We start from the raw sequence: 19,333 nt of genomic DNA, 5'->3' as shown, positions 1-19,333 counted from the left end.
GGAAGTTACGCGAAGACGACGGACCGCACCGGGGTAATGGTGCCGGTGGTAATGGTGGTAATGGTGGTGCCGGACGCGCCCGCGCTCGCCGCGCCGCCGTGGGCGGTACGGGTGACGGCGGCGATGTGCGCGGTATTCAGCATGCGCCCAACAAGACATCAGGCGTCGAGGGGCTGTCAAGTGTTGCGCCGCCGCATCCGCCCGGGCGCGCAGCAGGTCCGCGGAAAATCCCGCCTGTTCAGCGACTTGCACTTGCAACCAACCGCCGCTTGCTTGCATCGGCAACCAAGCGGCGGCACCGGCTGCGCGGCTTCGCGCAGCGTGGACGGCCCCCGCCTTACCGTCGAGCCAGTTCCATTCCACTGCCGCGCCAATGACTCTCCGCGCCTTCTTCAGCAACATCGCCAGGAAAGCATCGAGCACCGCCGGGTCGCCCTGGACGTTCTGCACGGCCGTCGCCATCGTCGTGCTCTGGGCGGTCAGCGGCCCGATCTTCGGCTTCAACGACACTTGGCAACTGGTGATCAACACCGGCACCACGATCATCACCTTCCTGATGGTGTTCCTGATCCAGCATGCCCAGAACGCGGACACCGCCGCGATGCAGATCAAGCTCGACGAACTGATCCGGGTCGCCAGCGAAGGCAACAACGAACTGCTGGACCTGGAAGAGCTGGACGAGAAGCGCCTGGAAGAGATCCGCAAGCAGTACGAAGCGCTGGCCCGGCGCGCCGCGCAGGCGCAGCAGCGGCGGACCTCGCCCGGGCCCGACCGCGACGATCACGACCGCGCCGGCGACTGAAAGCGCCGCACCGCCGACGGGAGGCCGCCCGGCATGGCGGCAACGGGCGCGCACTGTCCTGGCGGATGGGCCGGTCAGGCGGCCTCGCCACGGGCCAGCAGCGCCGCCCGCGCCCGGGCGTAATGGTCCGGCCAGCTGTCGGGTCGCGGCCGTCCCGGGCGCCAGTTGCGCAGGTAGTACTCCCATGCCTGCTGGCTTGCGCCCAGGCGCGGCAACGGCGCCGGATCGGTGTACAGCAACAGGCGCGCGAACTGGCAGGCCAGCACGTCGTTCGCGGCCAGCGCGTCGTAGCAGTCCTGGGCATCGGCCGCCACGCCGGCTTCGGCGCAGAACTGCCGCGCCAGGCCGCGGCTGGACGGATGCCGCAGCACGCCGCGCACGCCGCCGTCGCGTTCGAACTGCCACAAGCCGCGCGCCGGCCCGCCGCGCTGGCGGCGCACCCGGAACCCGGATTCCTGCAATCCGATCGCCATCAGCAGCACTCGCGCCCGCGGCGTGTCCAGCCAGCCGGGCAGCGCCGGTTCGACGATCGAGATCTGCACCGCGTGCAGCGACAACGGCAACTTCAGCAGCGCCATCGACGGCTCCGTGGGGGAAGCGACCGGGCGAGCATAACGCCGGCGCCACCATCGACGGGCGGCCGCCATGCGGAGACTGGCGGCCCCGACACGATTCGAACGTGCGACCTTCCCCTTAGGAGGGGGACGCTCTATCCAGCTGAGCTACGGGGCCAATGCCCTGCATTGTCGCATGAACGCCGTTTTTGCCAAGCCGCGCGCACGATCCGGGCAAGGGCCGGCCGGGCCGCTCTGCTAGAATTCGCGATCCCGTTGCGCCGCGTCCCCCGCCTGCGGCGGCGCTCCCTGTCGCTTCGTTTTCCAGGAGTTTCCATGTCCGCAGAGCTGCTCAAGGCGCTCGAGCTCACCGCCTCCAATCCCGGCACCTATCTCGGCGATGGCCAGTGGTCGCAAGCCACCGGCGCCGGCGTGCTCAAGCCCCTCAACCCGACCACCAACGAAGTCATCGCCGAAGTCCAGGCGACCACGGTGGAAGACTACGAGCAGGTGATCGCCCGCGCCCAGGAAGCCTTCAAGGCCTGGCGCACCCTGCCGGCCCCCCGTCGCGGCGAGGCGATCCGCCTGTGCGGCGAGGCGCTGCGCAAGCACAAGGACGCGCTCGGCTCGCTGGTCGCGCTGGAGATGGGCAAGAGCAAGCCCGAAGGCGACGGCGAGGTGCAGGAGATGATCGACATTGCCGACTTCGCGGTCGGCCAGAGCCGCATGCTGTACGGCTACACCATGCACTCCGAGCGCCCCGGCCACCGCATGTACGAGCAGTACCACCCGCTCGGCCTGGTCGGCATCATCAGCGCGTTCAACTTCCCGGTCGCGGTGTGGAGCTGGAACGCGTTCCTGGCCGCGATCTGCGGCGACGTGTGCATCTGGAAGCCGTCCAACAAGACCCCGCTGACCGCGATCGCCTCGATGAAGATCTGCAACGCGGCGCTGAAGGAAGGCGGCTTCCCGGACATCTTCTTCCTGATCAACGACGCGGGCACCGCGCTGTCGGAAAAGCTGGTGGACGATGCGCGCGTGCCGCTGATCAGCTTCACCGGCTCGACCCAGGTCGGCCGCATCGTCGCCGAGAAGGTCGCGCGCCGGCTCGGCCGCTGCCTGCTGGAGCTGGGCGGCAACAACGCGATCATCCTGGACGAGACGGCCGACCTGAAGCTGGCGGTGCCGGGCATCGTGTTCGGCGCGGTCGGCACCGCCGGCCAGCGCTGCACCACCACCCGCCGCCTGATCGTGCACGAGTCGATCTACGACACCGTGCTGGCGGCGCTGGTCAAGGCCTACAAGCAGGTGGAAGGCAAGATCGGCGATCCGACCGACCCGGCCAACCTGATGGGACCGCTCAACAGCCGCGAGGCGGTGCAGCAGTTCCTGGCCTCGATCGAGAAGGCCAAGGCCGCCGGCGGCAAGGTCGAGACCGGCGGCACCGCGCTGGACCGCCCGGGCAACTTCGTGCTGCCGGCGATCGTGACCGGGCTCAAGAACAGCGACGAGGTGGTCCAGCACGAGACCTTCGCGCCGATCCTGTACGTGATGAAGTACTCGACCCTGGACCAGGCCATCGACATGCAGAACGGCGTGCCGCAGGGCCTGTCCTCCTCGATCTTCACCCAGAACCTGAAGGCGGCCGAGCGCTTCCTGTCGGCGGCCGGCAGCGACTGCGGCATCGCCAACGTCAACATCGGCACCTCCGGCGCCGAGATCGGCGGCGCGTTCGGCGGCGAGAAGGACACCGGCGGCGGCCGCGAATCCGGCTCGGACGCGTGGAAGGTCTACATGCGCCGCCAGACCAACACGATCAACTACTCCGACTCGCTGCCGCTGGCGCAGGGCATCAAGTTCGACCTGTAGCGCCTCGTGGCGGGAGGGGTTTCGGCCCCTCCCCCCTCTCTTCCACTGCCAAGGAGTCGTGCCGATGAGCGTTCCCCGTCAGACCAGTACCCTGGCCGTCGTCAGCCTGGTGGCTGGCATCCTGGGTTGGACCCTGCTGCCCTTCATCGGCAGCATCGGCGCGATCATCACCGGGCACCTGGCCCGCGCCGAGATCCGGCGCGAGCCGCAGCGCCTGGAAGGCGATGGCCTGGCCCTCGGCGGGCTGATCCTCGGCTGGCTGTCGGTGGCCACGTGGATCGTCGGCATCCTGGCCTTCGTGCTGTTCTTCGGCGGGCTGGCCTGGCTCGCCCATCTCGGGTCGTGACGCCATGGGCTCCCTGTCCTCGCAGCAACGCTTCAGCAACCGCGTCGCGGACTATGTCCGCTATCGCCCCGGCTACCCGCCGGCCCTGATGGAATGGATCCACGGCGAGCTGGAGGTCCCCTCCACCGCGACGGTCGCCGACATCGGCGCCGGCACCGGCATCTCCACGCGGATGTTCCTCGAGGCCGGGCACGAGGTGTTCGCGGTCGAACCCAATGCGGCGATGCGCGGGGCCGCCGAGGCATGGCTGGCCGGCTATCCCCGCTTCCACGCGGTGGACGCCAGTGCCGAGGCGACCACGCTCGGCGACGCCAGCATCGACCTGGTGTCCGCCGCGCAGGCGTTCCATTGGTTCGACCCGGAAGCGGTCCGCCGCGAATGGGCGCGCATCCTCGTCCCCGGCGGCCTGGCCGTGGTGTACTGGAATTCGCGCCTGCTCGACGCCTCGCCGTTCCTGCGCGGCTACGAGCAGCTGCTGCTGGAGTACGGCACCGACTACAGCGCGGTGGCCGAGCGCTATGCCGACGACGAGACCATGCAGCGCTGGTTCGGCGCCGGCCTGGTGGCCAGCGTGCAACTGCCCAACGTGCAGCGGGTGGACTTCGACGCGCTGCGCGGGCGCCTGCTTTCGTCCTCCTATGCGCCGCTGGAGGGCGATCCGCGCCACGCGCCCATGCTGGCCGCGCTGCGCGAACTGTTCGACCGCCACCAGCAGGACGGCCATGTCGACATCGACTACCGCACGCGCGCCTTCGCCGGCACGTTGAACCGAGCAACACGCTGAACTGACGCCCATGTATTCCCTCGCCCGTCCCTTCCTGTTCGCCTTCGATGCCGAACGCGCCCACGGCCTCGGCCTGCGGGGCCTGGAGCTGGCCTACAGGACCGGCACCACGCCCTTGCTGGCGCACCGCCCCGAACCGCTGCCCACGCCCGCATTCGGACTGACCTTCCCCAACCCGGTCGGCCTGGCCGCCGGCCTGGACAAGAACGGCGAACATGTCGACGCGCTCATGGCGCTGGGCTTCGGCTTCGTCGAGATCGGCACGGTCACGCCGCGCGCCCAGGCCGGCAACCCCAGGCCGCGCATGTTCCGGCTGCCCGAGCACCAGGCGATCATCAACCGGATGGGCTTCAACAACCTGGGCGTGGACGCGCTGGTGCGCAACGTCGAGCGCGCGCGGCGGCGCGGCGGCCTGCTCGGCATCAACATCGGCAAGAACAAGGACACGCCGAACGAAGAGGCCTCGCGCGACTACCTGCACTGCCTGCACAAGGTCTATCCGCTGGCCGACTACGTCACCGTCAACATCTCTTCGCCCAACACCGCCGGCCTGCGCGAGTTGCAGGAAGAGCAGGCGCTGCGGCAGTTGATCGGCGACCTGCGCGAGGCGCAGGAAGCGCTCTCGGCCCGGCACGGGCGGCGCGTGCCGATGCTGGTCAAGGTCGCGCCGGACCTGAGCGACCGCGACATCGACGCGGCCGCGCGCGTGCTCTCCGACCTGGCGGTGGACGGCGTGATCGCCACCAACACCACCGTGGCGCGCACGCTGGTCGAGCACCATCCGCTCGCGGGCGAGGCCGGGGGCCTGTCCGGCGCGCCGCTGCTGGACCAGTCCACGCTGGTGCTGCGCCGGCTGCGCGCGCGCCTGCCCGAGTCGATCCCGCTCATCGGCGTGGGCGGCATCGCCTCCGGCGCCGATGCGGCCGCCAAGATGGCCGCCGGCGCCAGCCTGGTGCAGGTGTACAGCGGCTTCGTCTTCCGCGGGCCGGCGCTGGTCGGCGAATGCGTCGAGGCGATCCGCCGCCGGCGCGAGGCGCCGAGCCGGGGAGCGGTCTCCGCCCTATGACATCCGCTCCCCCTGCGCCGGCCTGGACGCTGGTCGAACACGCGCCGCTGCGTTCGTTCAACACCTTCCACGTCGCCGCCACCGCGCCGCGGCTGCTCGAGGTCGCCGACCCGCTCGCGCTGCCCGAGGCGCTCGCGCTGCCGGACGTCGCCGGCGCCGCGCCGCTGGTGCTCGGCGCCGGCAGCAACGTGCTGCTGGCGGACGATCCTGAAGGCACCGTGCTGACCTTCACCAACCGCACCATCGAGGTGATCGCCCACCATGCCGACCACGCCATCCTGCGCGCCGGCGCCGGCATGCCGTGGCACGAACTGGTGATGTGGTCGCTGCAGCAAGGCCTGTCCGGGCTGGAGAACCTCGCCCTGATCCCGGGCACGGCCGGCGCCGCGCCGATCCAGAACATCGGCGCCTATGGCGCCCAGGTCGGCGATTTCGTGCACGCGGTGGAAGCCTTCGACCGCACCGAGGGCCGCTTCGTCCGGCTCGACGCGCAGGCCTGCGCGTTCGGCTATCGCGACAGCGTGTTCAAGCGCGAGCCGGACCGCTGGCTGATCGGCGCGCTCGAGCTGGACCTGCCGTTCCTGCACGAACTGAAGCTCGACTACGCCGGCATCCGCGAGGAGCTCGCCGCCATGCAGGTCGCGCTGCCCGAGGCGCGCGACGTCGCCCAGGCGGTGATCAACATCCGCCGGCGCAAGCTGCCGGACCCGGACCGGCTCGGCAATGCCGGCAGTTTCTTCAAGAACCCGCAGTTGCCGCGCGAACAGGTCGATGCCCTGCTCCACGAACATCCGGCGCTGCCGGTGTTCCCGGCCGACCGGCCCGGCGCCGCCAAGCTCTCGGCCGCGTGGCTGATCGAACAATGCGGCTGGAAGGGCCACCGCGACGGCGATGCCGGCGTGTCGCCCGACCACGCCCTGGTGCTGGTCAACCACGGCGACGCCACCGGTGCGGAGCTGCTGGCGCTGGCACGGCGGGTCGCCGGCTCGGTCCGCGAGCGCTTCGGCGTGGTCCTGGAGCCCGAACCGCGCCTGGTCGGGGCGCGCTGGTGAGTCCCGCCTCGGTGCCGCTGCGCGCGGCGGCGTTGATGCTGCTCAGCACGCTGTCGTTCGGCCTGATGGCGATCACCATCCGCTACGCCTCCGCCGGCATCCCCACCACCGAGATCGCGTTCTTCCGCAACGCCTTCGGCCTGCTGGCGCTGCTGCCGCTGGTCCTCGCCCCCGGGCGGCCGCTGCCGCGCACCCGGCACCTGTCGCGCTACCTGGTCCGCACGCTGATCGGGCTGGTGTCGATGCTGTGCGGCTTCTGGGCGATCGGTCACCTGCCGCTGGCGCAGGCGATCACGCTCTCCTACTCCACGCCCTTGTTCGCCACGGTGCTGGCGGTGGTGTGGCTGCACGAAGTGGTGCGGATGCGGCGCTGGCTCGCAGTGGCGGCCGGCTTCGTCGGCGTGCTGGTGCTGCTGCGGCCCTGGTCGGAAACCTTCAGCCCAGGCCTGCTGGTCGCGCTGGCGGCCGCCATGATCGGCGCGGTGGTCGCCATCCAGATCAAGCAGCTCTCGCACCTGGACCCGCCCGACACCGTGGTCTTCTACACCTATGCGTTCTGGGTCCCGCTCTCGCTGCTGCCTGCGCTGTTCCAGTGGACCTGGCCGCAAGGCATCGACTGGCTGTGGCTGGCGCTGACCGGCGCGCTGGGTACCTCCGGCCAATTGTTCTGGACGCGCGCGCTGCGGCTGGGCGAGGTCTCCGCGCTGCAGCCGATCGGGTTCATGCAGTTGCCGCTGGTCGCATTGCTCGGCTGGTGGCTGTTCGGCGAGCAAGTGGACCGCTATACCGTGCTCGGCGCGGCCATCATCATCGCCGCCAATGCCTATATCGCCCACCGCGAGACGGTGCTGGCGCGGCGCGCGGCCACCCACGCGCCGGCGGAAGGCGCCAAGCCGGGGGAATGAACGGCACAGCGGGGCGAACGCCGCGCCGCCGATGCGCTAGATTGCGCGGATGGACGCTTCCACTGCATCGCCCAGGCGGCCCGCCCGCACCATCGGCCTGATCGGCGGCATGAGCTGGGAATCCACGCTGCCGTACTACCGCCACATCAACGAGACGGTGCGCCGGGAATGCGGCGGCCTGCATTCGGCCCGGCTGCTGCTCGCCAGCGTGGATTTCCACGACATCGAGGTGCTGCAGCGCGCCGGCGACTGGGACGCCGCCGGCGCGGCGCTGGCCGGCACCGCGCGCGCCCTGCAGGCCGGCGGCGCCGATTTCCTGGTGTTGTGCACCAACACCATGCATCGCGTGGCCGCGGCGATCGAGGCCGCCACGCCGCTGCCGCTGCTGCACATCGCCGATCCGACCGCCGATGCGCTCGCCGCGCTCGGCGCGCGCCGGGTCGGCCTGCTCGGGACCCGCTTCACGATGGAGCAGGCGTTCTACAAGCAGCGCCTGGCGCAACGCGGCTTCGCGGCCGTGGTACCGGACGAGGCCGCGCGCGCCGACGTGCATCGGATCATCTACGACGAGCTGTGCCAGGGCGTGTTGCGCGACGCTTCGCGGCAGCGCTACCGCGAGGTCATGGCCGCGCTGGTCGCGGACGGCGCCGAGGCCATCGTGCTCGGCTGCACCGAGATCGCGCTATTGGTGGACGCGGCGGACGCCACGGTGCCGTTGCTGGACACCGCCGTGCTGCACGCCGAGGCGGCCGCCCTGCACAGCCTGGAACCGGCCGCGGCTCAGGCGGAGCGATGCCGCCACGGCCGGTAGTGCCGGCGGAAGCAGATCAGGTACAGGCCGATCACCCACGCCAGCGCTGCGCACCAGCCGCCGAGGATGTCGGACGGATAGTGCACGCCCAGGTAGATGCGCGAGAGGCTCACCAGCAAGGCGAAAAGACCGGCCACGACCGCCACCGGCCAGCGCCAGCGGGTACGCCAGGCCAGCGCGACCACCACCGCCGCCAGCGTCATCGAGCCCATCGCGTGGCCGCTCGGGAAACTGAAGGTGCTCTCCGGCGCGATCGACTCCCACAGGCTGGGCCGCTCGCGCTGGAAGAAATGCTTGGCGCCGACGTTCAGCAGCGCCGAACCGACGAAGCCGAAACCGGCGAACGCCGCCTCGCGCCAGCGCCGCAACGCGAGCAGCGCCAGCACGATCGCGGTATCGACCGGGATCACGCCGTACTGGTAGCCCAGCTTGGAGACCACGACGAAGAACGCATCGAGCCCGGGCGAAGCGATGCCGCGCATGCGCCACAGCAGCGGTTCGTCGAAGAAGAAGTCCTCCAGCTCGTGCACCTCGTCGGCCAGGCCGACGAACACGCCCAACGGCAGCAGCACCCCGGCGAACAGCAACACGAGCCGCCACGCGTTGTCGCGCAGCCAATGGCGGAAACCGGCCGGCGACTCAGCCGGCCCGGCGCGCATACCGGTTTTCGACGTACTCGTCGACCAGCGCGACGAACTCCTGCGCGATGTTCTCCCCGCGCAGCGTCACCTTCTTCTCGCCATCGACGAACACCGGCGCGGCCGGCGCCTCGCCGGTACCCGGCAGCGAGATGCCGATGTTGGCGTGGCGCGACTCGCCCGGGCCGTTGACCACGCAGCCCATCACCGCCAGGGTCATGTTCTCCGCGCCCGGATGGGTGATGCGCCATTGCGGCATCTTCTCGCGCACGTGGTTCTGCACCACCTTGGCCAGCTCCTGGAAGAACTCGGAGGTGGTGCGGCCGCAGCCCGGGCAGGCCGTGACCAGCGGCGTGAAGGCCCGCTGGCCGGTGGTCTGCAGCAGCTCCTGGGCCACGATCACCTCCTGGGTGCGCGGCTGGCCCGGTTCCGGCGTCAACGAGATGCGGATCGTGTCGCCGATGCCTTCCTGCAGCAGTACCGCCAGCGCGGCGCTGGAGGCGACGATGCCCTTGCTGCCGATGCCGGCCTCGGTCAGGCCCAGGTGCAGCGCGAAATCGCAGCGCGCGGACATGTCGCGGTACACCGCGATCAGTTCCTGCACGCCGGAGACCTTGGCCGACAGCACGATGCGGTCGCGCGGCAGGCCCAGCTCCACGGCGCGCTCGGCCGAATCCACCGCGGACCGGATCAGCGCCTCGCGCAGCACCCGGGCGGCGTCCCAGGGCTCCTCGCGCCGGGAGTTCTCGTCCATCAGCTGCGCCGCCAGCGCCTGGTCCAGCGATCCCCAGTTGGCGCCGATGCGCACCGGCTTGCCGTACTTGATCGCGAACTCGATCAGCTGGCCGAACTGCAGGTCCTTCTTCTTGCCGAAGCCGACGTTGCCGGGATTGATCCGGTACTTGGCCAGGGCCTCGGCGCAGGCCGGCTCGCCGGCCAGCAACTGGTGCCCGTTGTAGTGGAAATCGCCGATCAGCGGCACGTCGATGCCCATCATCGCCAGCTTCTCGGCGATGCGCGGGATCGCGGCGGCCGATTCGGCGTTGTTGACGGTCAGCCGCACCATTTCCGACCCGGCGCGCCACAGCTCGGCCACCTGCTTGACGCTGGCGGCGACGTCGGCGGTATCGGTGTTGGTCATCGACTGCACCACCACCGGATGGCCGCCTCCGACCGTGACATTGCCGATCCTGACCGCCTGGGTCGTGCGGCGGGCCCAGGGGGCGGCGGAGGTGGGGGGCGTGGGGCGGCTGACGGCGTCGTGCATGCGTGCATTCTAGCCTGAGCCCCGGGGCCGCTCACCCCGGCGCCAGCCTCGTGGCAGGCCGTCGTTGCGCAGGATCAGGACGCGCTGCCCTCGATGCGGCGAGGATGCGCGCCTGCATGGTCCCGCCTGCGCGGTTCCATGGACGGGCTGCCGCGTCCATCATGGCCTGCAGCTGAATCCCCGGGCCGCCCGTGCGACGGTTTGTCGCATACGGTCCCGGCGGCCGGCGCCTACGATTGAGGCCGCATGAATCCTTCCGACGCTTCGTTCCTGCGAACCCTGTGCAGCCTGCGCTGGCTGGCGACCGCCGGCCAGGCCGCCACCATCCTGATCTGTACCGGGCTGATGCGCCTGGACCTGCCGCAGGCCCCGCTGTGGTCCGGCGTGGTCGCGCTCGCGCTGTTCAACCTGTACGCGCAGATCCGGGTGTCGCACTCGGACGACGCCGCCCCGGCCACCGCGTTCGGGCACATCCTGGTGGACATCACCGTGTTGACCTGGATGGTGGGCTGGAGCGGCGGCATCGCCAATCCGTTCGGCTCGCTGTTCGTCATCCTGATCGCGCTGGCCGCGCTGGCGCTGCCGCTGAACTGGACCATGGCGGTGGCCGCGGCCTGCGTGGCCGGCTACGTGGTCAGCGCCGCGTTCGGCATGCCGCTGCCGTCGGGCAGCTTCGATCCGCTGAGCCTGCACATGTGGGGCATGGCGGCCAACTTCCTGATCTCCACCATCGTCGTGCTGGTGTTCTCGACCCGGCTGGCGTTCGAACTGCGCGAGCGGGAGCGCGAGATCTCGACGCTGCGCGAGCGCTTCGCCCGCAACGAGGGCATCGTCGCCCTGGCCACCCACGCCGCCTCGGTGGCGCACGAGCTGAACACGCCGCTGGCGACGATGACCCTGCTGGTCGACGACGTCGCCGAGCAATGCGACCAGCCCGAGCTGCGCGAGGACCTGGAGACCCTGCGCGAGCTGCTCGTGCAATGCCACGAGCGCGTGCTGGCGCTGGCCGCGCCCGCCGACAACGGCAACCTGACCAGCGACGTGGCGGTCCAGGACGTGCTCGAGCAATGGCGGCTGGTGCGGCCGACCATCCAGCTGCACCGCAACCCCGACGCGCCGATGCAGCTGATGCTCGAACCGGGCGTCAGCCACCTGTTGCTGGTGCTGCTCAACAACGCCGCCGATGCCGGCGAGCGCAGCGGCCGCCCGCAGGTGGACCTGAGCCTGCGCATCGACGGGGACCAGTTGCTGGCCGAGGTGCGCGACTACGGCCCCGGCTTCGACACCAACCAGGCCATGCTGCCCGGCAAGCTGTTCAACAGCGGCAAGCCGGACGGCATGGGCGTGGGCCTGGCCCTGTCCCACGCCACGATCGAACGTCTTCACGGGGAGTTGTGGATGCTGCCCGCCGAGGGCCAGGGCGCTCGGGTAGGATTCCGCCTGCCCCTGCCCCGATAGGACCCGGCACAGGGAGGTGTCGCGCTGTTGTGAACGACTCACGCTGCAGGAATCCGCACGCGGGGCGGTGCGCCGCTCCTGCGGAGGATCCACGAAATCGACCCGGCGCAGGGATGCGCCGTTCTCTTGCGAAGGACCCAACCGAAGAGGCACACGCATGAACGAGTTCACTGCCAAGGGCCTGCTGGTCGACGACGACGGCCTGTACCTGCGCACGCTGCAACGCAGCCTGGCCAGGCGCGGCATCGAGACCCTGGTCGCCAGCGATGCCGCCACCGCGCTGGATATCGCCCGCCAGGCCCTGCCCGACTTCGCGCTGGTCGACCTCAAGCTCGGCCAGGACTCGGGCCTGTCGCTGATCCAGCCGCTGCGCGCGATCCGGCAGGACATGCGGATCCTGCTGGTGACCGGCTATGCCAGCATCGCCACCGCCGTGGAGGCGATCAAGCTCGGTGCCGACGACTACCTGCCCAAGCCCGCCAACATCGCCACGATCATGCGCGCGCTGGGCGAGGAAGACGATGACCCGGTCGAGTCGCCGGACGACGAGGAGCACCTGCCCGAAGCGATGACGCCGCTGAGCCGGCTGCAGTGGGAGCACATCCAGCAGGCCTTGCACGAGACCGGGGGCAACGTGTCGGCCGCCGCTCGCCTGCTCGGCATGCATCGCCGCTCGCTGCAGCGCAAGCTCACCAAGCGCCCGAGCCCCGGGTCGTTGCGCGAACCGGGCACTTGATGCGTGCCCCTCTCCCGCCTGCGGGAGAAGCAGGCGTGCGGCGCCGGATGAGGAATGTGCAGGCCGGGAACGGCTCGGGCGCCCTTCCATCCGCCCTTCGGGCACCTTCCCCCGCGAGCGGGGGAAGGAACGAGCCGGCCTACCAGAACAGCGTATACAGCGCGACCAGGATCGCCAGCACGCCCACCGCGCCCATGTTGAAGCTGGCCGGGGTGCCGTAGCTGACGTCGTCGGTACGGATATGGTCGCGGCCGGGCACCGCCGGCGTCGCCAGCGACACCACCGCGGCCAACAGCAGCGACAGCAGGAACACCAGCCCCACCCGGTCGATGAACGGCAGCGACGGCCAGGCCAGCTTGAACAGGATCGACAGCGCGAACGAGCCGATCGCCGCGCTCAGCGCGCCGGCCTCGTTGGCGCGCTTCCAGAACAGGCCGAGCATGAAGATCACCACGATGCCGGGGGTGAAGAAGCCGGTGAATTCCTGGATGTACTGGAAGCCCTGGTCGAAGCTGCCCAGCAGCGGGCGCGCGGTCAGGATGCCGAGCGCGACCGCCACCACCGCGGCGATGCGCCCCACCCGCACCAGCTTCTGCTGTTCCGCCTGCGGGCGCGACTTGGCGTAGAAGTCCAAGGTGAAGATCGTCGCCACCGAATTGATCTTGGACGCCAGCGAGGCCACGATCGCCGCGACCAGCGCCGCGAACACCAATCCCAGCACGCCCGTGGGCAGCAACTGCATCATCGTCGGGTAGGCCTGGTCGGGCTTGGCCAGGTCCGGCGCCAGCACCACCGCGGCAATGCCCGGCACCACCACCACGACCGGCATAAGCAGCTTCAGGAACGCGGCGAACACCATGCCCTTCTGCGCCTCGCCGATGTCCTTGGCGGCCAATGCGCGCTGGATGATGTACTGGTTGAAGCCCCAGTAGCTGATGTTCATGATCCACAGGCCGCCGATCAGCACGCTCAGGCCCGGCAGGTCCTTGTAGAAGGGATTGTCCTTCGACAGGATCATGTGGAAGTGCTCCGGATGCTGCTGCCACAGCTGCTGGAAGCCCGCGACGATGCCGGCACCATCGCCGATCTTGGCCAGGGTCAGGCCCGCCACCAGCAGGCCGCCGAGCACCAGCAGCGAGACCTGCACGATGTCGGTCAGCGCCACCGCCTTCAGGCCGCCGTACAGCTGGTACAGCAGCGCGAACACGCCGATCAGCGCCAGCGCCAGCATCTGGTCCATGCCGGTCACCTGGGTCACCGCGATCGAACCCAGCCACAGGATCGAGGTCAGGTTGACGAACACGTACAGGCCCAGCCAGAACACCGCCATCAGCGTGCGGATGCGGTTGCCGTAGCGCTGCTCCAGGAACTGCGGCATCGTGTAGATGCGGTTGCGCAGGAAGATCGGCAGGAAGAACTTGCCGACGATCAACAGCGTGGCCGCCGCCATCCACTCGTAGGAGGCGATCGCCAGGCCGATCGCGTAGCCGGAGCCGGCCATGCCGATGATTTGCTCGGCCGAGATGTTGGCCGCGATCAGCGATGCGCCGATCGCCCACCACGGCAGCGACTTGCCGGCGAGGAAGTAGTCCTCCGCGCTCTTGCTGTGCCCGGCCTTCTCGCGCGAGACCACCTGCGCCAGCACGAAGATGCCGGCCAGGTAGGCCAGCACGATCACGATGTCCAATGTCGCAAGACCCATTGCATCCCTCTCCCGTTCAACCGTGGACCGTGCGCTGGTTCCGAAGCCGCGTTTCCCTGTGGGAGCGACTTCAGTCGCGACGGGGCTTTATCGGTAAAGCCCCATCGCGACTGAAGTCGCTCCCACAAAAACAAAACAGGACCCACGACCGCCAGCGCCTTCGCTTGCCGTCGTCGCGGCTGCCGCAAAGACAGCCGTTGCTCTTGTCGCTCGCGCCAACGATGGCGCGAACATCCTGCCCGGCTTACTTGGCCGGGCACTCCACCGTGACCTCGGCCTCGTTCAACGCGCCCAGCGCGATGCGCGACACCGACAGGTCCAGCGCCGCGGCGCTTTCCAGCGTCGGCACCTGCACCAGCTTGCTCACGTCCGCACCCGCGGCCGCGAAGCACTTCAGTGGCACGCCGACCACCTTCCACTGGCCCTGCGGCAACGCCGCCAGGGTCTTCTGCAGGTCGACGCGGCCGCTGCAGCCTTCACCGCAACCGACGCCCAGCCATACCGGCGCGCTCACCGCGCTGTCGCGGCGCAAGGTCAGTTGCAGCTGCACGTCGCCGTTGCTCTCGCGGGTCAGGTCGAACGGCTTGGCCGCGATCAGCACCAGCCTGGCCGCTTCCGAACCGGACCATTGCAGCCGGCGCGCATCTTCCTGCGCCTTGTGGTCCACCGCGCTCAGCTTCAGGCTGCCGTCCGACAGCGCCACCGGCAGCGTGGTGGCCGGCATGTTCGCCTGCCCGGCGTTGGACAGGTGCACCGTGATGCCCATCGACGGCTTGCCGCGGCTGAAATACACGCCGGCGGCCGACTGCTCGCCGCTCACGCCCGATTCCTCCGGCAGCGGCGCCAGGTCGCCCTTGTCCGCGTAGGTCAGGCCGTAGCCGAACGCGAACTGCGGGTCGTAGTCCTTCTGGCCCACATTGTTGTGGAACTGCACCGCGGTCCGCGGCCAGGAGAAGCTCAGCTTGCCCTTGAAGTCGTACTGCACGCTGCCGTCGGGCTTGCGCAGCAGCACGTCGGCGATGCCCTCGCCTTCCGAACCCGGCAGCCAGGCGGCCACGAAGGCGTCGGAGGCGTTGATCTCGCGGTTCAGCCACAGCGGGCGGCCGCTCAGGAACACCGACACCACCGGGATGCCCTCGGCCTTGAGCTTTTTCAGCAACTGCAGGTCGCTCTCGTCGCCGGCCTTGTACAGCAGGTTCGGGATGTCGCCCTGGAACTCGGCATACGGGTTCTCGCCGAACACGACGATCGCCACGTCCGGCTTGCGCTTGTACTTGCCGTCGACCGCCAGTTCCGCGCTGCCGCCGGCCGCCTTGACCTGCTTGGACAGGCCCTCCCAGATGGTGTTGCCGTTCGGGTAGTCGGCGCGCTTGGTGCCGGTGCCCTGCCAGTTCAGCGTCCAGCCGCCGGACTGCTTGCCCATGTCGTCGGCGCCGTCGCCGGCCACCAGCACGTGCTTGCGCGGATCCAGCGGCAGGATGCCGCCCTGGTTCTTCAGCAGCACCAGCGACTCGCGCACCGCCTGCCGCGCCACCGCGCGGTGCTCCGGCGCGCCGAGCAATTCGAACTTGGCGCCAAGCGGACGCTGCGACGGCTTGCCCGCTTCGAACAGGCCCAGCCGCACCTTCACGCGCAGGATGCGGCGCACGGCGTCGTCCAGCCGCTCCATCGGCACCTGGCCGGACTTCACCGCGGCCAGCGTGGTCTCGTACACGCTCTTCCAGCTGTCCGGGGCCATGTACATGTCCAGGCCGGCCAGCAGCGCCGCCGGGCAGTCCTGGTTGGTGCAGCCCTTGATCTGGCCATGGCCGTTCCAGTCGCCGACCACGAAGCCGCCGAAGTTCATCCGGCCCTTGAGCACGTCGGTCAGCATGACCTTGTTGCCGTGCATCTTCTCGCCGTTGACGCTGTTGAACGACGCCATCACGCTCTGCGCGCCGGCGGCGATCGCCGGCGGATAGCCCGCGTTGTGGATGTCGCGCAGGACGTCCTCGGACACTGCGGTGTCGCCCTGGTCCTTGCCGTCGGTGGTGCCGCCGTCGCCGAGGTAGTGCTTGACCGAGGAGATCACGTGGCGGCCGTCGAGGAACTGCGGCGAACCCGGTTCGCCCTGCAGGCCCTTGACCATCTCGCCGGCATAGCTGGCCACCACGTCCGGCGACTCGGAATAGCCCTCGTAGCTGCGGCCCCAGCGGTCGTCCTGCGGCACCGCCACGGTCGGCGCGAAGGTCCACTCCATGCCGGTCACGCGGGTCTCGATCGCGGTGACCTCGCCGATCTTCTTGATCAGCGCCGGGTTGCGGGTCGCGCCCAGGCCGATGTTGTGCGGGAACAGCGTCGCGCCGACGATGTTGCTCTGCCCGTGCACCGCATCGATGCCGAAGATGATCGGGATCGCGTGGCCGCCCTGCGAGGTGTCCATCGACGCTTCGTAGAACGCGTCGGCCAGCTTCAGCCATTCCGCCGGGCTGGCGTCGTACTTGCCGCCGGGATCGGAGTTGCCGCCCGCGAGCACCGAGCCGATGCGGTACTTGCGCACGTCCTCCGGGGTCATGCTGGCGATATCGCCCTGCACGGTCTGCGCCACCTTTTCTTCCACGCTCATCTGCGCCATCACGTCGCTGACGCGCTTCTCGAGCGCGGGGTCCTCCGCGAACGGCCACTTCGGCGAAGGCCATTTGTCCGGATGGATCGTGGTCGACGCGGAAGCATCCTGCGCCGGCGTGGCATCGTTGGCATTGGCGGCGGGCTTGCCTTGGCAGGCGGCCAGCAACAGCACGGCGCTGGCGGTGGCGACCGAAAGCGCGCGACGGATCATGGGCGCGGAAGCGCGATGGGTGGTTTGCAAGGGCGATCTCCGTACGGGTTACCGACCGGCCCGTGCATGGGCCGTCATCCGGCGCGTACGCTTTCCCATTCGTGAATGGCTGTCAACAAAAGCGAACGATATAGCCCATGTGCAACCGTATATCGGAATGCGATATATCCCGCCTGCGCCCAAACCCATGCGATTTGCGGGTTTTCGCCGGGTTCCTCGCCACGGGCGGCGAAGAGCCGGCAGGTGCCATGCTGCAACGCAATATCGAACTGCGCCGCGGCTGCGCAAAACCGCGGACGGCATAGGCGCCAACCCCACTCGCCGCCCGAAACCCCGGCCAGGGTTTGCGGCGTCGAACCTGCCAACGAAAAACGGATGCCTCCGGCATCCGTTTCTCCGCGCGAGCAAGTGGTTTGGCGCTACTTCGCGGCGAGTTGCCGCAGCACGCCGCGCGTCACCGGGTCGGCGATCTCGGTCGCCTCGCCCTTCAGCGCCGGCAGCAACTGATTGGCCAGCTGCTTGCCCAGCTCGACGCCGAACTGGTCGAACGCGTTGATGCCCCACATCACCGACTGCACGTACACGCTGTGCTCGTACATCGAGATCAGCGCGCCCAGCGCCTGCGGCGTCAGCGCATCGAGCAGGATCAGCGTGCTCGGACGGCCGCCCGGGTAGCTGCGGTGCGGATCGTCGCTGGACTGGCCGTTGGCCAGCGCCTCGGTCTGCGCCAGCAGGTTGGCCAGCAGCGCCCTGTGGTTCTCTACGTAGGGATCGTCGTTGCGGACGATGCCGATGAAATCGGCCGGAACGATGCTGGTGCCCTGGTGCAGGGCCTGGAAGAAGCTGTGCTGCACGTCGGTGCCCGCGCCGCCCCACCATACCGACACCGTGTCGCTGTCGACCGGCGAGCCGTCGAGCTTGACGCGCTTGCCCAGGCTTTCCATCACCAGCTGCTGCAGGTAGGCCGGCAGCAGCGCCAGGCGCTGGTCGTAGGTCATCACCGCGTGCGTGGCGCTGCCGAGCAGGTTGCGGTTCCATACGGCGGTCAGGCCGTGCAGCACCGCGACGTTGTCGGCCAGCGGCGTCTCCAGCGCGTGCCGGTCGAACTCGGCCGCGCCGGCCAGCAGCTGTTCGAAGCGCTCGAACCCGATCGCCAGCGCGATCGGGAAACCGACCGCCGACCACAGCGAATAGCGGCCGCCGACCCAGTCCCACATCGGCAGCACGTGGCCCGGCGCGATGTCGAAGGCCTTGGCGGCGCGCTCGGGATTGGCGCTGACCGCGTACAGGCGCTCGCTGCCGCCCAGCCACTGGTGCAGGATCGCGCCGTTGAGCAGCGTTTCCTGGGTGCCGAAGGTCTTGGAGATCAGGATGCCGGCGGTGGTCGCCGGGTCCAACGTCGCCAGCGTGCGCTGCATCGCCGCGCCGTCGACGTTGGAGACGAAGTGCACGCGGAAGCGCGCGCCCGCGACCGGGCGCAGGGCATCGGCGACCAGGCGCGGGCCGAGGTCCGAACCGCCGATGCCGACGCTGACGACGTCGGTGACGCCGCTCTTCTCCAGCGCTTCGATCAGCCCCTTCATGCGCTGGCGCACGCCGGCGGCCGTGGCATAGGCCTCCGCCGCGACCGGCGCGCCGGTCAGGTCGCCGCGCAATGCGGTGTGCAGCGCCGCGCGTTGCTCGGTGACGTTGACCTGCTCGCCGCGGAACAGGCGCCGGAACGCGCCGGCCACGTCGCGCTCGGCCGCCAGCGCCAGCAGCGCGTCCAGCGCCGCGCGGTCGTACTTCTGCCGCGCGAAGTTGAAATACAACGGACCGACCCGCCTTGCGTACTGCTCCGGCCGGTCGGGCTCGGCGGCCAGCAGCGCGGGGATGGCAGCGCCACGCAGGCGCTGGGCGTGGGAGTGCAGCGAATCGAATCCGTTGTTCTGGGTCATGCGGCCTGTGTGGGGATCGTGTGGTTGGTGTGGGTGATCTTGTTGGCGCCGTCGACGTAGACCAGGTTCGGCTTGAACGCGTTGACCTCCGCCTCGGTCATGCTCGCGAACGCGGCGATGATCACGAGATCGCCGACCTGCACGTGGCGCGCCGCGCCGCCGTTGAGCGAGATCACGCCGCTGCCTTCCTCCGCGCGGATCGCATAGGTGGTGAAGCGCGAACCGTTGGTCACGTCCCAGATGTGGACCTGCTCGAACTCGCGGATGCCGGTGGCCTCCAGCAGCAGGCCGTCGATGGCAATCGAGCCCTCGTAGTTGAGCTCCGAATGGGTGACGGTGGCGCGATGGATCTTGGCTTTCAGCAGGGACAGTTGCATGACGGGGGACGGCGTAAAGAAAGGATTGAGTTTACACCCGGGACCCGGGACCCGGGACTTGGGAAAGCGAACTCGCCCGGGTCGGGCCGTCGAGCGATCGAACGCTTGCAGGATGCCTGTTTGTTCGTGGTGGGGACTTCAATCCCGACAGAGGACCGGCAAAGCCTCGGGACCGGAGCCCGCAGCGGCGGTTCCGAAGCCGGCTCTCCAG

The 19,333-nt window shown here is 69.5% G+C and carries 18 protein-coding genes and 1 tRNA gene; 10 read left to right on the top strand and 9 right to left on the bottom strand.

The genetic code is table 11. From position 1 onward, the window contains the following. Positions 1-5: 5 nt before the first annotated feature. On the bottom strand, positions 6-143 hold the full coding sequence (locus M3M27_RS09275; protein ID WP_177497658.1) for a hypothetical protein: 138 nt from the start codon (positions 141-143) through the stop codon (positions 6-8). Positions 144-373: 230 nt separating this feature from the next. On the opposite strand from M3M27_RS09275, the gene M3M27_RS09270 reads away from it, so the two are divergent. Next, positions 374-802: a low affinity iron permease family protein gene (locus M3M27_RS09270; protein ID WP_434027856.1), complete on the top strand. Its 429-nt coding sequence runs from the start codon at positions 374-376 to the stop codon at positions 800-802. Positions 803-876: 74 nt separating this feature from the next. Here M3M27_RS09270 and M3M27_RS09265 read toward each other — a convergent pair whose 3' ends face one another. Then, positions 877-1,380: a hypothetical protein gene (locus M3M27_RS09265; protein ID WP_256661890.1), complete on the bottom strand. Its 504-nt coding sequence runs from the start codon at positions 1,378-1,380 to the stop codon at positions 877-879. 77 nt (positions 1,381-1,457) lie between these two features. Beyond that, positions 1,458-1,534: transfer RNA gene (locus M3M27_RS09260), tRNA-Arg, on the bottom strand. Positions 1,535-1,692: 158 nt separating this feature from the next. Here M3M27_RS09260 and amaB point away from each other — a divergent pair. From amaB to M3M27_RS09225, 7 genes are all read left to right on the top strand, one after another. Continuing rightward, positions 1,693-3,225, top strand: coding sequence for an L-piperidine-6-carboxylate dehydrogenase (amaB, locus tag M3M27_RS09255; protein ID WP_434027855.1), 1,533 nt, complete (start codon positions 1,693-1,695; stop codon positions 3,223-3,225). A 64-nt stretch (positions 3,226-3,289) separates the two neighbouring features. After that, positions 3,290-3,571, top strand: coding sequence for a DUF4190 domain-containing protein (locus tag M3M27_RS09250; protein ID WP_140721763.1), 282 nt, complete (start codon positions 3,290-3,292; stop codon positions 3,569-3,571). A gap of 4 nt (positions 3,572-3,575) precedes the next feature. Further along, positions 3,576-4,355 (top strand): class I SAM-dependent methyltransferase, encoded by a 780-nt coding sequence (locus M3M27_RS09245; RefSeq protein ID WP_140721766.1) that lies wholly within the window; start codon positions 3,576-3,578, stop codon positions 4,353-4,355. A gap of 10 nt (positions 4,356-4,365) precedes the next feature. After that, positions 4,366-5,421, top strand: coding sequence for a quinone-dependent dihydroorotate dehydrogenase (locus M3M27_RS09240; RefSeq protein ID WP_140721769.1), 1,056 nt, complete (start codon positions 4,366-4,368; stop codon positions 5,419-5,421). After that, positions 5,418-6,473 carry a UDP-N-acetylmuramate dehydrogenase gene (murB, locus tag M3M27_RS09235; RefSeq protein ID WP_434027854.1) on the top strand — a complete coding sequence of 352 codons (1,056 nt, stop codon included), beginning with the start codon at positions 5,418-5,420 and terminating at the stop codon, positions 6,471-6,473. The genes M3M27_RS09240 and murB overlap by 4 nt, the downstream gene beginning before the upstream one ends. A 35-nt stretch (positions 6,474-6,508) precedes the next feature. Then, positions 6,509-7,378 carry a DMT family transporter gene (locus M3M27_RS09230; RefSeq protein ID WP_434027992.1) on the top strand — a complete coding sequence of 290 codons (870 nt, stop codon included), beginning with the start codon at positions 6,509-6,511 and terminating at the stop codon, positions 7,376-7,378. A gap of 49 nt (positions 7,379-7,427) precedes the next feature. Further along, positions 7,428-8,189, top strand: coding sequence for an aspartate/glutamate racemase family protein (locus M3M27_RS09225; protein ID WP_140721775.1), 762 nt, complete (start codon positions 7,428-7,430; stop codon positions 8,187-8,189). Here the strand turns inward: M3M27_RS09225 and M3M27_RS09220 are convergent. Then, on the bottom strand, positions 8,159-8,848 hold the full coding sequence (locus M3M27_RS09220; RefSeq protein WP_140721779.1) for a phosphatase PAP2 family protein: 690 nt from the start codon (positions 8,846-8,848) through the stop codon (positions 8,159-8,161). The two genes, M3M27_RS09225 and M3M27_RS09220, sit on opposite strands and share 31 nt — an antisense overlap. Further along, positions 8,829-10,094: a flavodoxin-dependent (E)-4-hydroxy-3-methylbut-2-enyl-diphosphate synthase gene (ispG, locus tag M3M27_RS09215; RefSeq protein WP_140721782.1), complete on the bottom strand. Its 1,266-nt coding sequence runs from the start codon at positions 10,092-10,094 to the stop codon at positions 8,829-8,831. The genes M3M27_RS09220 and ispG overlap by 20 nt, the downstream gene beginning before the upstream one ends. A gap of 246 nt (positions 10,095-10,340) precedes the next feature. Here ispG and M3M27_RS09210 point away from each other — a divergent pair, with 246 nt between their 5' ends. Together M3M27_RS09210 and M3M27_RS09205 are read left to right on the top strand one after the other, a co-directional pair. After that, the gene (locus M3M27_RS09210; protein ID WP_434027853.1) at positions 10,341-11,552 is read left to right on the top strand and encodes an ATP-binding protein; all 1,212 of its coding nucleotides are present in this window, start codon (positions 10,341-10,343) and stop codon (positions 11,550-11,552) included. Between the two features lie 157 nt (positions 11,553-11,709). Beyond that, the gene (locus M3M27_RS09205; protein ID WP_434027852.1) at positions 11,710-12,288 is read left to right on the top strand and encodes a response regulator transcription factor; all 579 of its coding nucleotides are present in this window, start codon (positions 11,710-11,712) and stop codon (positions 12,286-12,288) included. A gap of 139 nt (positions 12,289-12,427) precedes the next feature. On the opposite strand, the gene M3M27_RS09200 is transcribed toward M3M27_RS09205, so the two are convergent. The 4 genes from M3M27_RS09200 to panD form a co-directional block, all read right to left on the bottom strand. After that, entirely contained in the window at positions 12,428-13,990 is a 1,563-nt protein-coding gene (locus M3M27_RS09200) for a sodium/sugar symporter (protein ID WP_140721791.1), read from the bottom strand. Between the two features lie 244 nt (positions 13,991-14,234). Continuing rightward, complete coding sequence (locus M3M27_RS09195) at positions 14,235-16,808, bottom strand: glycoside hydrolase family 3 protein (RefSeq protein WP_434027991.1); 2,574 nt, start codon at positions 16,806-16,808, stop codon at positions 14,235-14,237. A gap of 419 nt (positions 16,809-17,227) precedes the next feature. Next, positions 17,228-18,745, bottom strand: a complete 1,518-nt coding sequence (gene pgi, locus M3M27_RS09190; protein ID WP_140721794.1) for a glucose-6-phosphate isomerase — start codon at positions 18,743-18,745, stop codon at positions 17,228-17,230. Further along, positions 18,742-19,122 carry an aspartate 1-decarboxylase gene (panD, locus tag M3M27_RS09185; RefSeq protein ID WP_434027851.1) on the bottom strand — a complete coding sequence of 127 codons (381 nt, stop codon included), beginning with the start codon at positions 19,120-19,122 and terminating at the stop codon, positions 18,742-18,744. Before panD ends, pgi begins: the two co-directional genes overlap by 4 nt. Positions 19,123-19,333 lie beyond the last annotated feature (211 nt).

Source organism: Xanthomonas boreopolis (assembly GCF_046529185.1).
Classification (GTDB): domain Bacteria; phylum Pseudomonadota; class Gammaproteobacteria; order Xanthomonadales; family Xanthomonadaceae; genus Pseudomonas_S; species Pseudomonas_S boreopolis.
This window is presented reverse-complemented; position numbering and strand designations above follow the sequence as displayed.